20 protein-coding genes and 1 riboswitch are annotated in these 13,894 nt (G+C 72.5%); of the genes, 6 read left to right on the top strand and 14 right to left on the bottom strand.

From position 1 onward, the window contains the following. Positions 1-5: 5 nt before the first annotated feature. The 8 genes from AB0D28_RS07495 to AB0D28_RS07460 all read right to left on the bottom strand — a co-directional run bounded on the left by AB0D28_RS07495 (position 6) and on the right by AB0D28_RS07460 (position 5,687). On the bottom strand, positions 6-530 hold the full coding sequence (locus tag AB0D28_RS07495) for an EndoU domain-containing protein (RefSeq protein ID WP_357383289.1): 525 nt from the start codon (positions 528-530) through the stop codon (positions 6-8). A 6-nt stretch (positions 531-536) separates the two neighbouring features. Further along, positions 537-1,031, bottom strand: a complete 495-nt coding sequence (locus AB0D28_RS07490; protein ID WP_357383287.1) for a hypothetical protein — start codon at positions 1,029-1,031, stop codon at positions 537-539. Positions 1,032-1,033: 2 nt separating this feature from the next. Beyond that, positions 1,034-1,357, bottom strand: coding sequence for a hypothetical protein (locus AB0D28_RS07485; RefSeq protein WP_357383285.1), 324 nt, complete (start codon positions 1,355-1,357; stop codon positions 1,034-1,036). After that, complete coding sequence (locus tag AB0D28_RS07480; protein WP_357383283.1) at positions 1,357-1,773, bottom strand: YbaB/EbfC family nucleoid-associated protein; 417 nt, start codon at positions 1,771-1,773, stop codon at positions 1,357-1,359. The genes AB0D28_RS07485 and AB0D28_RS07480 overlap by 1 nt, the downstream gene beginning before the upstream one ends. Positions 1,774-1,948: 175 nt before the next feature. Continuing rightward, positions 1,949-2,122, bottom strand: a complete 174-nt coding sequence (locus AB0D28_RS07475; RefSeq protein ID WP_269702589.1) for a CsbD family protein — start codon at positions 2,120-2,122, stop codon at positions 1,949-1,951. A 67-nt stretch (positions 2,123-2,189) separates the two neighbouring features. Continuing rightward, positions 2,190-4,445 (bottom strand): heavy metal translocating P-type ATPase, encoded by a 2,256-nt coding sequence (locus AB0D28_RS07470; protein ID WP_357383280.1) that lies wholly within the window; start codon positions 4,443-4,445, stop codon positions 2,190-2,192. A gap of 17 nt (positions 4,446-4,462) precedes the next feature. Then, entirely contained in the window at positions 4,463-5,443 is a 981-nt protein-coding gene (locus tag AB0D28_RS07465; RefSeq protein WP_357383278.1) for a hypothetical protein, read from the bottom strand. 37 nt (positions 5,444-5,480) lie between these two features. After that, positions 5,481-5,687 carry a heavy-metal-associated domain-containing protein gene (locus AB0D28_RS07460; protein ID WP_357383276.1) on the bottom strand — a complete coding sequence of 69 codons (207 nt, stop codon included), beginning with the start codon at positions 5,685-5,687 and terminating at the stop codon, positions 5,481-5,483. 80 nt (positions 5,688-5,767) lie between these two features. On the opposite strand from AB0D28_RS07460, the gene AB0D28_RS07455 reads away from it, so the two are divergent. The 4 genes from AB0D28_RS07455 (at position 5,768) to AB0D28_RS07440 (ending at position 9,147) form a co-directional block, all read left to right on the top strand. Further along, positions 5,768-6,067 (top strand): metal-sensitive transcriptional regulator, encoded by a 300-nt coding sequence (locus tag AB0D28_RS07455; protein WP_013283780.1) that lies wholly within the window; start codon positions 5,768-5,770, stop codon positions 6,065-6,067. A gap of 126 nt (positions 6,068-6,193) precedes the next feature. Next, complete coding sequence (locus AB0D28_RS07450; protein ID WP_030503502.1) at positions 6,194-6,403, top strand: SHOCT domain-containing protein; 210 nt, start codon at positions 6,194-6,196, stop codon at positions 6,401-6,403. 151 nt (positions 6,404-6,554) lie between these two features. Beyond that, the gene (locus AB0D28_RS07445) at positions 6,555-7,829 is read left to right on the top strand and encodes a YibE/F family protein (protein ID WP_357383273.1); all 1,275 of its coding nucleotides are present in this window, start codon (positions 6,555-6,557) and stop codon (positions 7,827-7,829) included. 154 nt (positions 7,830-7,983) lie between these two features. Then, a riboswitch (cyclic di-AMP (ydaO/yuaA leader) is annotated at positions 7,984-8,115 on the top strand. Positions 8,116-8,118: 3 nt separating this feature from the next. After that, positions 8,119-9,147 (top strand): hypothetical protein, encoded by a 1,029-nt coding sequence (locus AB0D28_RS07440; RefSeq protein ID WP_357383271.1) that lies wholly within the window; start codon positions 8,119-8,121, stop codon positions 9,145-9,147. A gap of 59 nt (positions 9,148-9,206) precedes the next feature. Here AB0D28_RS07440 and AB0D28_RS07435 read toward each other — a convergent pair whose 3' ends face one another. After that, the gene (locus AB0D28_RS07435) at positions 9,207-9,860 is read right to left on the bottom strand and encodes a carbonic anhydrase (protein ID WP_357383269.1); all 654 of its coding nucleotides are present in this window, start codon (positions 9,858-9,860) and stop codon (positions 9,207-9,209) included. Between the two features lie 166 nt (positions 9,861-10,026). Here AB0D28_RS07435 and AB0D28_RS07430 point away from each other — a divergent pair, with 166 nt between their 5' ends. Continuing rightward, positions 10,027-10,368 carry a helix-turn-helix domain-containing protein gene (locus tag AB0D28_RS07430; RefSeq protein ID WP_357383267.1) on the top strand — a complete coding sequence of 114 codons (342 nt, stop codon included), beginning with the start codon at positions 10,027-10,029 and terminating at the stop codon, positions 10,366-10,368. A 56-nt stretch (positions 10,369-10,424) separates the two neighbouring features. Then, positions 10,425-11,663, top strand: coding sequence for a type VII secretion-associated serine protease mycosin (gene mycP / locus AB0D28_RS07425; RefSeq protein ID WP_357383265.1), 1,239 nt, complete (start codon positions 10,425-10,427; stop codon positions 11,661-11,663). A gap of 60 nt (positions 11,664-11,723) precedes the next feature. Here the strand turns inward: mycP and AB0D28_RS07420 are convergent, their stop codons facing one another. The 5 genes from AB0D28_RS07420 to AB0D28_RS07400 form a co-directional block, all read right to left on the bottom strand. Further along, positions 11,724-12,005, bottom strand: a complete 282-nt coding sequence (locus tag AB0D28_RS07420) for a WXG100 family type VII secretion target (protein ID WP_013283773.1) — start codon at positions 12,003-12,005, stop codon at positions 11,724-11,726. A gap of 28 nt (positions 12,006-12,033) precedes the next feature. Further along, positions 12,034-12,342, bottom strand: a complete 309-nt coding sequence (locus AB0D28_RS07415) for a WXG100 family type VII secretion target (protein ID WP_354868205.1) — start codon at positions 12,340-12,342, stop codon at positions 12,034-12,036. A 212-nt stretch (positions 12,343-12,554) separates the two neighbouring features. Continuing rightward, positions 12,555-12,824, bottom strand: coding sequence for a hypothetical protein (locus tag AB0D28_RS07410; RefSeq protein WP_357383262.1), 270 nt, complete (start codon positions 12,822-12,824; stop codon positions 12,555-12,557). A gap of 12 nt (positions 12,825-12,836) precedes the next feature. Continuing rightward, on the bottom strand, positions 12,837-13,565 hold the full coding sequence (locus AB0D28_RS07405) for a hypothetical protein (protein WP_357383260.1): 729 nt from the start codon (positions 13,563-13,565) through the stop codon (positions 12,837-12,839). A gap of 31 nt (positions 13,566-13,596) precedes the next feature. Next, positions 13,597-13,890 (bottom strand): hypothetical protein, encoded by a 294-nt coding sequence (locus tag AB0D28_RS07400; protein WP_357383258.1) that lies wholly within the window; start codon positions 13,888-13,890, stop codon positions 13,597-13,599. Between the last annotated feature and the right edge of the window lie 4 nt (positions 13,891-13,894).

Below are 13,894 nucleotides of genomic sequence, written 5' to 3'. Positions count from 1 at the left end.
GAAGCTCACGGGTGACCACCTCCTGCCGTCGGGAAGACAGGCCATCCGTGGGTGAACCCGCCGGACGAATTGTAGAAGCCTTCGATCGTTACCCCCTTGTACGTCCCGCGCCACTTGTTCGGGCCGGCCGGAACGGCATTCTGGAAGGCTGCGGGGATGGCGTTGTCGACCTGTGCCGGAGTCCAGTGGTCGGGGAAGAACGTGCTGACGCCGCCGTTGCCCGCCTTGGCCTTCCACCTTCCGTTCGGCGGGTCCAGTGTGGGGTCGAAGAACTCGGGTTCAGCGGTGTAGACGCCGGTGCGGGTGTCACGCTGGGTCGTGCCCGGCTTGATCCGCCGGTCGGGGAAGTCCTCACCGCCGGGCCGGTAGTGGTAGCCCGACCCCTTGGGCATGCCCGGCTTCACGTGGCCGCCGAACACGTGCTCGGTGAAGTGCGGATTCATCCGGTCGGGCCGGTTGCGCGTCTTGGTCCGCTTGAGAAAGCGCAACGCGGCGCGCATCAACCGGCCGCCTGCTTTACCGCCGCCCATGTCACCTCACCCGTCGACGAGTTTCCAGAGGGCTTCCTGGACGAGGTTGCCGACGATGGTCCGGGCCAGCGTATGGAAGATCGGGATCTCCAGCAGCGAGGCCCCGAAGGTGACCGCCGCGGTGGCGACGGCCTGCGCGATCTGCACGGCCAGGATGACCAGCTGCACGATGACGGCGACCTTGAGGGCGAGCACGATCGCGCCGCAGATGATCAGGCCGGTGCCGGTCAGCACGGCGGCGGTGACACCGTCGCGCAGGCTGTCGGCGGGGCTGTCCTCCTTGTTCCACCAGGTCTGGAACGCGGTGATGTCCTGGCCGATGTGCTGGGTCCAGACCGTGGCCGCCCCGGTGTTCGCCTCGCTCACCACCCCGGAGAGGGTGTCGGAGAACCGGATCCAGGCGTTGCCCATCTCGAAGAGCTTGGTCTCGTCCGCCTCGGGCCAGGTGTAGCCGAGAACGCCGAGCAGCGACCGCAACTCGCCGGGTAGCTCCATGCCCATGCTCAGCCTCCCAGCATCCGCCGCAGGCCGTCGAGGTTGCGGGTGATGGCCGCCTCGGTCTCGGCGTAGCTGACGGCCATCCGGCCGAGGTCGGCGCCGGCTGCGGCGATCTCGTTGAGCGCGCCGTCGAAGCACTCGAACGCGAACGCGGAGACCTCGTCGTGGGCGGCGCCGATGAGTGAGCCGATGTCGTCGGAACCCCAGGGGCGGCCGAAGCCGGCCAGCTCGGCCCGGAAGGCGGTGAGCGCCGCACCGAACCGGGTCGCGACCGAGTCCAGCGCCGACCCGGAGGCGCCCAGCCGCTCCGGATCGATCTCGACCGGCATCAGCGCCCGTCCTGGCGGGCGAGCCGGTCCTGTGCCTGCATCAGGGCATCGGTGAACATGCTGAACTGGCGCCCCGCGTCGGCCTGGATGCGGCGCAGTTGCTCACCGAGCGAACCCAGGTCGACCTCGCCCGGGGCAGTGGTGGCCTGCTCCCGCAGGTCGGCGAGAGCGGCGTTGACGGCCGCCTCGATCTCCTCGGCGAGTGCCTCGCTGGCCATCCGCATCACGCGGGGGTCGAGCGTCAGCCCGGTGACCTGCCCGGGTGGGCCGGCGGTGACCCGGATCAGGCCGTCGGCTGCCTCGCCCACGCCTTCCGGCGGCGCCACCTGCTCGCCCGCGGCGGTCTGCCGCTGGAGCGCGGCCATGGTTTCGGACAGCACCCGGCCGAAGCCGGACGGGTCGGCGGGATCGGCCATCCGCGACGCTCCTCCCATTCGAGGTCGCTTCGCATCCTATGCACCGGAGCCGACACCGGTGGTCCCGCCGGATCGATGTGGACGGTGGCCTCCGCCACTCTGGAACGTCACCGTCCGTACACAGCACTCCGGGCCGGCCCGTGGGCCGACCCGGTGGTGTGTGTGCGTCGCGTACTCAGCTCTTGAAGGCGTCCTTGACCTTCTCGACGGCCTGCTTGAGCTTGGCACCGGCCTGGTCGTTGCGGCCCTCGGCCTCGAGGCGCTCGTTGTCGGTCGCCCGGCCGATGCCCTCCTTGACCTTGCCCGTGGCGTCCTGCGAGGTGTTGTCGATCTTGTCGTCGAGACCCATGATGACCTCCACTGGTGCGGTTGCCTGACGACAACTGGTTACCCCGGGGGCCGTCCGCTCAATCCCCTCACCCGATCGGGCGAAAGCGTCGTAGCCGCAGGCTGTTGCCCACCACGAAGACCGACGAGAACGCCATCGCCGCCCCGGCGAGCATCGGGTTGAGCAGCCCGGCCGCCGCCAGCGGCAGCGCCGCGACGTTGTAGGCGAACGCCCAGAACAGGTTGCCCTTGATGATCGCCAGGGTCCGCCGGGAGAGCCGGATGGCGTCCGCCGCGGCCATCAGGTCGCCCCGGACCAGCGTCAGGTCGGCGGCCTCGATGGCCGCGTCGGTGCCGGTGCCCATGGCCAGCCCGAGGTCGGCCCGGGCCAGCGCGGCGGCGTCGTTCACCCCGTCGCCGACCATGGCGACCACCCGGCCCTCGCGCTGGAGCCGCTCGACCACCGCGACCTTGTCGGCGGGCAGCACCTCCGCGATCACCTCGTCGATGCCGACCTCGGCCGCCACCGCCTTCGCCACCGTGGTGTTGTCGCCGGTGAGCAGCACCGGCTTCAGGCCCAGCTCACGCAGCCGGGCGACGGCCGCCCGGCTGGTCGGCTTCACCGCGTCGGCCACCGCGAGCACGCCCCGGGCCCGCCCGTCCCAGCCGGCCAGGATCGCCGTCCGCCCGGCGGCCTCCGCGCCGGTCGCGGCCCGCTCGACCTCCTCGGGTACGTCGAGACCCCGCTCCCGCAGCAGCCGGGCCCGGCCGACCACCACGGTCCGGCCGTCGACGGTGCCGGTCACGCCCAGCCCCTCGGCGTTGGCGAACTCGCCGACCGGCGGCAGCGGCCCGGCGTCGGCGGCAGCCTCGGCGACGGCACGCGCGATCGGGTGCTCGGAGGCGGCCTCCAGCGCGCCGGCCACCCGGAGCAGCTCGGCGGCGTCCTCGCCGTCGGCGGGCAGTACCTCGGCCAGCGCCATCCGGCCGGTGGTGACGGTGCCGGTCTTGTCCAGCACCACGGTGTCGACCCGGCGGGTGGACTCCAGCACCTCCGGCCCCTTGATCAGCACACCGAGCTGCGCGCCGCGCCCGGTGCCGACGAGCAGCGCGGTCGGCGTGGCCAGGCCGAGCGCACACGGGCAGGCGATGATCAGGACGGCCACCGCGGCGGTGAACGCGGCGGTCGCACCGGAGCCGGTGCCGAGCCACCAGCCGAGCGTGCCCGCGGCCAGCGCGATCACGATCGGCACGAACACGCCGGAGATCCGGTCGGCGAGCCGCTGCACCGCCGCCTTGCCGGTCTGCGCCTGCTCCACCAGCCGCGCCATCTGGGCGAGCTGGGTGTCGCCGCCGACCCGGGTGGCCCGGACCACCAGCCGGCCGCCGGCGTTCACCGTCGCGCCGACCACGGCGTCGCCCGGCCCCACCTCGACCGGCACCGACTCGCCGGTGAGCATGCTGGCGTCGACAGCCGAGGTGCCCTCCTCGACCACGCCGTCGGTGGCGACCTTCTCGCCGGGCCGGACCACGAAGCGGTCACCGACCGCCAGCCGGCCGACCGGGATCCGGGTCTCCTGCCCGTCGCGCAGCACCGCCACGTCCTTGGCCCCGAGTTCGAGCAGCGCGCGCAGCGCCGACCCGGCGGTGCGCTTGGAGCGGGCCTCGAAGTACCGCCCGGCCAGGATGAACACCGTCACCCCGGCGGCGGCCTCCAGGTAGATGTTGCCGGCGCCGTCGCCGCGGGTGATGTCGAAGCTGAACGGGTGTTTCATCCCGGGCATGCCGGCGGTGCCGAAGAACAGCGCCCAGAGCGACCAGCCGAACGCGGCCAGCGTGCCGAGCGAGACGAGCGTGTCCATGGTCGCCGCGCCGTGCCGCAGGTTGACCAGTGCGGCGCGGTGGAACGGCAGCCCGCCCCAGACCACCACCGGGGCGGCCAGCGTGAGCGAGGCCCACTGCCAGTAGTCGAACTGCCAGGCCGGAACCATGGCGAGCACGATCACCGGCACGGTGAGCACGGCGGAGACCCAGAGCCGGGTACGCGCCGCGTGCATCTCGTCCACCGGCTCCCCGGCCGCTGCCGCCTCCGCCTGCTCGGGCGGCGGCGGCACCACTGCGGTGTAGCCGGTCTTCTCGACGGTGGCGATCAGGTCGGCCGGCGCGATGTCGTCGGCGTACCGGACGGTGGCCTTCTCGGTGGCGTAGTTCACCGTCGCCTCGACGCCGTCCATCCGGTTGAGCTTCTTCTCGATCCGGGCGGCGCAGGACGCGCAGGTCATCCCGCCGATCGCCAGTTCGATCAGGTTCGGCGCGGTGGGCAGCGCCTTTCCCGTGGCAGTCATCGCGGCACCTCCGGCGCTCAACTGTGCCCGTGCCCGGGGGTGCCGTGTCCGGCGTCCGGGGTCGGTGCGGGGGTGGATGTCGGCGCGGCGGGCGCCGGCGCGGTCTGGTCGCCGGCCAGGACGGTGAACTCGGCGGTGTGCACCGCGTCGCCGTGCCGGAAGTCCAGGTAGAGACGGTACGCCCCGGCCGACGGCACCTCGGCGGCGAACGTGACCGCCGGGCCTGCGGGTGTCTGCCCGTCGCCGGGCGTGCCCTCCGGGTGCACGTGCAGGTACGCCAGGTCGCCCTGCCGCAGTGCCACCAGGTGCCCGTACGCGCCGAGGTAGGGCTGAAGATCGGTGACCGGCCGCCCGTCGCGGCTGACGGAGAGCGTGAGCCGGCTGGTCCGGCCCGGCTCCGGCGTGCCGGTCAGGGTGACCGTGTAGCCGTCGACAGTCGTGCTGGTCGCCGGTGCCGGCAGCGGCCGGGCGGCCAGCTCGCCGGGGACGGTGACGTCCAGGCCGAGGGTGAGCGGCTCCCCGCCGCCCGGGGTGAAGTCGGCGAACGCCCGCCAGACGCCGGGGCCGTCCACCGGCGAGGCGACGCGCCAGGTGCCGTCGCCGTCCATCTCCGGGTGGACGTGCCGGAAGCCGGAGAGGTCCCGCCGGGCGACGATCAGGTGCATGCGCTTGTCGTGGGCCACCTCGTAGCGGGTGACGGGTGCGCCGTCCGGGCCGGTGATCCGGAAGGCGAACTGCCCCGCCGGGGCGGCGGCGGGCTGGAAGGTGTAGCCGCGTTCGGAGACGAGCAGGCCGCCGGGCAGGTGCGCGGAAGCGCCGCCCGCCTGGCTCTCGTCGCCGTGACCGGCGTCGCCGGCCCCGTGGTCGCTGTCGCTGTCGTCGTGGCGGGTCTCGGCGGCCGGGGTGACGGGATCGGCCAGGTTGCCGATCCCGTACGCCGCGCCGAACACCGCCACGAGGCCGAGGGCGAAGCCACTGAGCTTCGTCGCCGTGTTCATTGGTGTCTCCTCGGTTTCCGCGGGTCCGTCGGACCCGTCACGCACCGACGAGGTCGTAGCCGGCCTCGTCGACCGCCGCGCGGACCGCGTCCACGTCCAGCGGGTCCTGACTGGTGACGGTGACCCGGCCGCCGGCCAGGTCGACCTGGACGTCGGTGACGCCCGGAAGCGCGCTCAGCTCGGTGCTCACCGAGTTGACGCAGTGCCCGCAGGTCATGCCGCTCACCTGGTAGGTGCTCTCCATCTCGCCCTCCGATCTTATACCCCCCAGGGGTACGTTCGAGACGGTAGCATACCCCCGAGGGGTACGCTATCCTCGGTTCCATGACCGCGCCGTCCAGCCCGACCCGGGGCTACACCGCCAGCAAGGACCAACTCCTCGCCCGGCTCCGCCGCATCGAGGGTCAGGTCCGTGGCATCGAGAAGATGGTCGAGGACGACCGCTACTGCATCGACGTGCTCACCCAGATCTCGGCCATCCAGGCGGCGCTGGACAAGGTCGGCCTCGGCCTGCTCGACGGCCACGCCCGGCACTGCATGCACGAGGGCGCCGCCGAGGGCCGGGCCGACGAGATGGCGACCGAGATGATGGCCGCCGTCGGCCGCCTGATGAAGCGCGGCTGAGCGGGGACCTCCGGCCCCCGGAACCGGGCACATCGACCCGCGCCGACGCGTCGGGCCGGTCGTACCGTCGAAGTGGCGGGCAGGCCGACCCCGGCGGACCCGCGGCGACGGACGGAGGGCGGCCCGATGATGTGGCAGAGCCCGATGATGGGCTGGATGTGGATCTGGTCCCTGCTGGTGCTCGCGGTGCTGGCGGGGCTCGTCTGGGCGGCCGTGCGGTGGACCGGCCCCCAGTACCTGGGCCCGACGACGGCCCGGCGCATCCTGGACGAGCGGTACGCGCGCGGCGAGATCGACGAGGACGAGTACCGGCGACGCCGGGCCGGTCTGGCCTGATCACGCGAGGCGAGCGTCACCGGTCCCGGTGAGGTCAGGCTGCCTACCATGGCCGGGCGACGACCCGGACGTGGTCGACACGTCCGCGCCGCCCGGGTGACCAGACCGGTCCGGCGGACCAGGCGTCGCCCCGACCGTTGGGAGAGACGCCATGGGTGCCGACCACACCCGCCCCGCACCCGCCGCGCCGCCGGGCGTACGCCGGCTGCTCGTCGCCGTGGTGGTGCCGCTGTTCGCGCTCACCGTGATCGCGGCGCTGGTCCTCTGGCCCCGGCAGGACCGGGAGCCGGTCGGCGGCGCGGACGTCCCCCGCTACCACGGCACGGTGACCCGGGTGGTCACCGAGCCCTGCCCGCCGACCCCGGAGGCCCCGGACGGCGGGGGCGGCCCCTGCGGCACCGTGACGGTGACCGCCGAGCAGGGCCCGGACGCGGGCCGCCAGGTCGAGACGCCGATCCCGGCCGGGCCCGGCGCGCCCCGGGTCGCGGTCGGCGACGAGGTGGTCCTGGTCGAGCTGACCGATCCGGCCGACCCGGCGGTGAAGTCCTACAACATCGCCGAGCACCAGCGCGGCACACCGCTGATCTGGCTGATGGTGCTGTTCGCCGCCGCGATCGTGGCGTTCGGCCGCTGGCGCGGGCTGGCCGCGCTCGCCGGCCTGGCGGCCAGCTTCGCCATCCTGCTCGGCTTCGTGCTGCCAGGCATCGGCGCCGGCCAGCCGCCGCTGCTGGTGGCCATCGTCGGCGCCGCGTTGATCATGTTCGTGGTGCTCTACCTGACCCACGGGATCACCGCGCAGACGTCGGTGGCGGTGCTCGGCACGCTGGGCAGCCTGGTGATCACCGGCGTGCTCGGCCTGCTCGCCACGTCCGCCACCCACCTGACCGGCTTCGGCAGCGAGGACGCCACCACGCTGTCCATGTTCCAGGCCGACGTGGACCTGCACGGCCTGCTGCTGGCCGGCATCATCATCGGCTCGCTGGGCGTGCTGGACGACGTCACAGTCACCCAGGCGGCCACCGTCACCGAACTGGCGCACGCCAACCCCGGGCTGTCCCGGCGGCAGCTCTACCGCGCGGCGACCCGGGTCGGCCGGGCCCACATCGCGTCCACCGTCAACACCATCGTGCTGGCGTACGCGGGCGCCTCGCTGCCGCTGCTGCTCCTGCTGGTCGCCGACTCCCGCCCGGTCAGCGAGATCCTCACCAGCGAGTTCCTCGCCCAGGAGATCGTCCGCAGCGCGGTGGCCACGCTCGGCCTGATCGCCGCCGTACCGCTGACCACCGGCCTGGCCGCGATCGTGACCACCGCCGGACGGCGCCCGCGCGGCGCGGAGCCGGCGCCGCCCGCGCCCCGGCCGCCGGCCGGACGGGACGACGCGCTGGAGGCGCTCGGCGGCGGAAGGAGTACGGAGGCCGCATGGTGAGACTCCGCAGCGTGACCATCGATTTCAAACGCGACGCTGGTCACGGTGCGCCACGGCGAAATCTCGCTATTGGTCGGCTTCCGGACGTAGATCCTCACGAGTGCTGTCGGGTAACCTCGCTGCCGGTCACCGCCGAAGGCGCGCACCGGCGCCAGCGGTGCCGCCGCCCAATCGCCCACGGGCGAGCCGGGGAACCAGGTACATGGGGTGAATCCGCGACAGCGGTAGGGGCCACTTCCGTCCCGAACCCGTCAGCTAACCCGGTCGGCGGCCGACGGAAGGGAACACTGTGACGGCACCCCTGCGCCGCTGGCTGACACCCGTGGTGGCCGTGCTGGCCTCACTGGCCGTGCTGGCCGGGCCGACGCCGGCGACCGCGGCCCCCGCCGCGGCGGCACCCGGCAACCCCTCGGGCCACGAGGAGGACGGCGAACCGCCGCTCATCACCGAGGCGATCGACTCCGCCAACCGGAACTTCCTCCAGGCCAAGGCGAAGCTCGCCAAGTCGCAGGACCGCCAGCGGCGGCTGGCGGCCGAGGTGAAGACGGCACAGGCCGAACTCGACGCGCTCAGCCCGCAGGTCAACCAGCTCGCCGCCCAGTCCTACCGGACCGGCCGGATGGGCGCGATGGCGATGCTGCTGGAGAGCAACTCCCCCGACTCGTTCGTCCGCCGGGTCAACGCCCTGGACGAGCTGAACCTCCTCAACGCGCAGCGCCTGGCCGCCATCAACGCGGTCAAGACCCGCGCCGAGCAGGCCAAGATCGCGATGGACGCCGAGGTCCGCGAGCAGGAGAAGCAGAAGAACGCGATGGAGCGCGAGAAGGTGCAGGCCGAGCGCGCGCTGAAGCTGGTCGGCGGTCTCGGCTTCACCGGCGGACTGGTCTCCGCCACCTCACCGGTCGCCAAGATCGCCCCCGGCCGCACCGCCGACGGCGGGTGGAAGGCCGAGTCGTGCAGCGAGGACGACCCGACCACCTCGGGCTGCGTCACGCCGCGCACGCTGCACGCCTACAAGGAGGTCCGGCGCGCGGGCTTCAAGCGCTTCGTGGGCTGCTACCGGTCCGGCGGGCCGTGGGAGCACCCCAAGGGCAAGGCGTGCGACTGGTCGCTGCAGAACAGCGGCTTCGCACCCTGGCACAACAATGACACCCGCAGGTACGGCAACGAGGTGGCCGCCTTCCTCATCCGCAACGCCGACCGGCTGGGCATCTACTACGTCATCTGGAACCGGCAGATCTGGTTCCCGGCCACCGGCTGGCGCTCCTACAGCGGGCCGTCGAACCACACCGACCACGTCCACATGTCGCTGCTCTGACGCCGGACACCACGAAGAAGGGGCCGCCCTCGGGCGGCCCCTTTCGTCTTCCCCGTGGATCAGCTCGCCAGCGCCGGGTCCGCGGGCGCCGCCGGGGCGGGCAGCGGGGCCGGGGCCTGCGCCACGGTCCGCACCTCGCCGCCGGCGAGACGGTACGACATGCCGACCACCGTGCACCGCCCCGCCGCCACCCGCTCGGCCAGCACGGTGGACCGGGCCAGCAGCGTCTCCACGGTCTGCGCGATGTGCACGTCGATGATGCCGTCGAGGTCCTCGACGCCCTGGCGGGCGGCGCGCAGCAGGCTGGGCGAGACCGCGTCCACCACCGCGCCCAGGTGCCCGGCCGGGGCGGCGCCGGTCCGGACCCCCTCGCGGGCGGCCTGGACCGCGCCGCACGAGTCGTGCCCGAGCACCACCACGAGCGGAGTGCCCAGCACGGTGACGGCGTACTCGACGCTGCCGAGCACCTCCGGCCCGGCGGTGTGCCCGGCGGTACGCACCACGAAGAGGTCACCGAGGCCGCGATCGAAGATGATCTCGGCGGCGAGCCGCGAGTCGGAGCAGCCGACGATCACCGCGAACGGGTGCTGGCCGTCGGCGACAGCCGCCCGGTGGCCGGCGTCCTGATTCGGATGCTGGGGGACGCCGGTGACGAACCGGTGATTACCGGCACGCAGTTCGGCAAGTGCCTGCTCCGGGGTCCTCGGCGTCATGTCGCTCACCTCGTCTACCAGGGAACTACCAGGCCGGACGGCCTCGCGACCAACGTTCACACGCCCCTCGGGAGCCGTCAAGATTCGTGATACGCATTTCATACTTTCCCGTCGCCGCCCGCCTCCGGACCGCGCCGATTCGGCAGGTGGCGGCGGTGGCCATAGCATGACCACCATGGCGACCACACCAGTTGAGGACGGGAGCCGCCGTAACTGGACCTTCCTCACCAACCACGGCCACGTGCTGCTGGCTATCGCACGCAACCCCACCGCCCGGCTGCGTGACGTCGCCGACGAGGTGGGCGTGACCGAGCGGGCGGCCCAGGCCATCGTCGCCGACCTGGAGGCCGGGGGTTACCTGCGGCGTACGCGGGTGGGACGGCGCAACGAGTACACGATCAACCCGAAGGGCCGCTTCCGGCACCCGGCCGAGGCCGACCAGCAGGTCGGCGCCCTGCTGGCCCTCTTCGCCGCCGAGCCGGCCGGGGACGCCGCCGCCGACCGGTGACCCGGCCGGGCACCACGTGTGCCCGCGCGAGCGGGCGCGGCGGGTAATCTCAGCGCGTGCGCGACAGCTTGCGGCCGGGCGCGACCACGGGACGCGTCCGGGCCGGACACCGGATCAGGTCCGTCCTCTCCGGAGCGGCGGTGGCCGCCCTGCTCGGCGGCGCGCTCGCGGTGCCCGCGCCCGCGCTGGCCGCCCCGAAGTGCGGCCCGACCGGCGGCCCCGCCCCCACCGAGGTGCCCTGGGCGATCAGCCGCCTCGACCCGGCTGCCGCGTGGCGGGTCGGCAAGGGCGCCGGGATCACCGTCGCGGTGATCGACTCCGGGGTCTCACCGGCCCACCCGCTGCTACGGGGACGGGTGCTGCCGGGGGAGGACTTCAACCAGCTCGTCCGCCTGAAGGGACAGTGCGACCTGGTCGGCCACGGCACCATGGTCGCGGGCATCATCGCCGGCCGGGAGGGCACCGGCTCGCCGTACACCGGCATCGCGCCGGAGGCGAAGATCCTGCCGCTGCGGGTGCTGGCCGAGAACAAGGAGAACTTCGACCCCAACGTGCCGGCCGAGATCGGCAAGGCGATCCGCTGGGCGGTCGACAACGACGCCGACGTGATCAACCTGTCCCTGGTCACGCTCGACGACCCGGCGCTGAAGTCCGCCGTGCAGTACGCGCTCGGCAAGGACGTGGTCGTCGTCGCCTCCGCCGGCAACCGGCAGGAGAACCGGGAGGACCGGCCGGCCTACCCGGCGGCGTACCCGGGTGTCATCGCCGTCGCCGGCATCGACGAGCAGGGCGGGCACGTCGGCAGCTCGGTCAGCGGCGACTATGTGGACATCGCCGGCCCCGGCCTGAACATCGTCGGGCCCGCGCCGCAGGGGTCGGGCTACCGGGCCGAACCGCAGGGCGGGACGAGCTTCGCCAGCGCGTACGTGTCCGGGGCGGCGGCGCTGGTGCGGGCCGCCCACCCGGACATCAGCGCCGAGGAGGTCGCCTACCGGCTGACCCGCACCGCCGACAACCCGCCCGACGGGCACAACGCCGAGGTCGGCTACGGGATGGTCAGCCCGTACCGGGCGGTCACCAGCCTGCTCGGCACCCGGAACGACCCGCCGCTGGGCGCCATGCCGCCACCGGCGCCGCCGGCCGACCCGCTGGCCTGGCAGCGCCCGGTCGCGATCTGGGTCGCCGTCGTGGGCGCGCTGCTGGCCGGCGTCCTGCTGACGCTGCGGCCCATCCTGGTACGCGGACGGCGGCGCGGGTGGCGGCCGGGCCGGCGCGACGTGCCGCAGGACGCCTGACGATGCGCGACGGCTCCGCCCGGCACGAGCCGGAGCGGAGCCGCTGTGGACCGGTCGGGGTCAGTTGCCCCAGACCTTGGAGTTGCTCATCTCCGTGGTCATGTAGTTCTCGCGCGCGATGCCCACCGCGCCGCCGATCTCGTTCAGGACCTTGTTGATGTCCCGCACGGCGGCGTCCCACTGGGCCTGGTGCTGCTGGTAGGCGGCCCGGTCCTGGCCCTCCCACTCGAGCTTGGTCAGCATCGCCCGTAGCGTGTCCAGCTTCTCGTCGATGGTCCGCGAGATGGCCTGCATCTGCTGGTTGCTGCTCTCCAGAACAGCGTAATCAACCTTGATGCTCATCGATTCCTCCTCTGCCTGTCTTCGCGGATCACGGGTTGAGAGCAGCGTGGAACTTGTCCAGCATCTGCTGCTGCTCTTCGTCGTTCACCTGGTGCGTGGTGCCCGACTTGTCGAGCAGGTCCGCGATGTTGTCCATCGCGGTCAGCAGCTTCGCCGTGTCCTCGTTCCAGCGGTTCATCAGGCCCTGGAAGCCCGTGGACGCCTGGCCCTTCCAGGCCATCGCCAGGTCGTCGACCACGTTCCACAGCTTCTTGAGCTCGCCGTCGACGTCGCTGCGCGTGGACCGCACGTCACTCGCGGCGGTGTGCAGAGTCGCTGCACTGACCTCGAACGCCATGCTTCACACCCTTCCGTCATCTTGTGGCGGCGGTTCCGCCGCGCCCTCCCCCGCGGCAAGGCGTACACACCCCACCGACGGACACTTCATCCGAACCGTAGCGGACGACGTCCAACCCGCGCAGCCCTGATGACCCATCGACGTATTCCGACAGCCCTCAACGGCAACGCGATCCGGCGTCGTCCGTACGAGGTGGACGGTCGTCGCCGAGGTCAGGGACGTTCCCGTGTGGATCTGACGATCGTCGACACGCCGAAGGCCAGCACCGCGATCAGCAGCACCACCACGACCCACAGCACCGGCTTGGTGAACGCGCGCTGGAACGCCAGCACCAGCAGCGCCGCGCAGGTGCTCAACGCCACCACCTCGGCGGCCCGCCGCAGCTTCGCCGAGCGGGTCAGCCCGGCGAACAGCATCAGGACCACGAAGACCGGGATGGTCAGCAGCACGTACAGCAACAGCGAGAAGAGCAGGGTTTCCACGCGTCGCTCCCGTCACCCGTAGAACTTGGAGTCCCGCACCCAGTCGATCTTGATGTCCTTGATGTCCGGGTCGGAGCCGGTCGGCGCCCAGCCGGGACGGGAGTCCGCGGTGAAGGTGAACCGGTCGTCGGTGTGGAAGGCGGCCAGCAGCGCGTGCAGCAGCGCGCTGATCTCGCCGAAGACCAGGACCAGGATGGCGGCCGTCGCGGCCAGGCCGGCGATGCCGATGGCCTGGGCCAGCGCCGTGGTGGCGGGAAAGAACTGGAGCGCGATCGAGGCGATCACCGCGACCAGGATCGGCATGAGCGCCTGGGCCAGGCCGGAGACCGCGTCGTTGTACGCGTCGCGGGCCGCGGTGAGCGTGTCCCGGTTGGCGGCGAACGCCTCGGCCAGCGAGTTGATCTCCGCGCCGAGCTTGCGGAGGAACAGGTCGAACGCGTCCCGGTCGTCGAAGTCCCACTCCGCCGCGTCCGGCGGAACCGCCGCCATGGCCGCGCCGAACTGGTCCGCGCCGAGCAGGCGGGCCGCCTCGTCCCACTTCTTGATCGACTCGTTCACCTGCTGGTTGTCGAACGACTCCAGATAGAGGATCGTGCCGATCAGCGCCGCCGAGGCGGCGATCCAGACCAGGTTGCCCTTGGCGATGGCCGCCGCCGAGCGGACCGGAGCCGTGGTCTGCGCGACCGACACCGAGCCGGTCACCGTCCCCGAGGCGTTGGCGATGAGGATCTCCGGTGGCATCAGGCGTCCCTTCCGTGGCGGACCCGGCCGGTCACTTGACCACCCAGGGCTGATCCGACTTCTCCCAGTTCTTCGCGCTCTGTTCGAGCTGCTCGGCGACCCTGCGCAGATGCTCCACACCGCCGCGGACGTTGGCCAGGTGCCCGTCCACAGCCGCGTTGTGCCGCTCCACCGCCCCGGTGCCGAACCAGCTCAGCGCAGTGCCGGGCAGCTTGACCTCGGCCAGCAGCGTCTCGACGTTGCGCAGGTATTGGATCGGGCCGTCCGGGGCGTCGAGCCGCTGGCCGGCCTTCCGGATCGCGTCGACGTCGACGGTGTTCGGCATCGTC

The organism is Micromonospora sp. NPDC048169 (assembly GCF_040652815.1).
GTDB lineage: Bacteria > Actinomycetota > Actinomycetes > Mycobacteriales > Micromonosporaceae > Micromonospora.
Note: the sequence above shows the minus strand (reverse complement) of the source record. Positions and strands in the feature narration are given on the sequence as shown.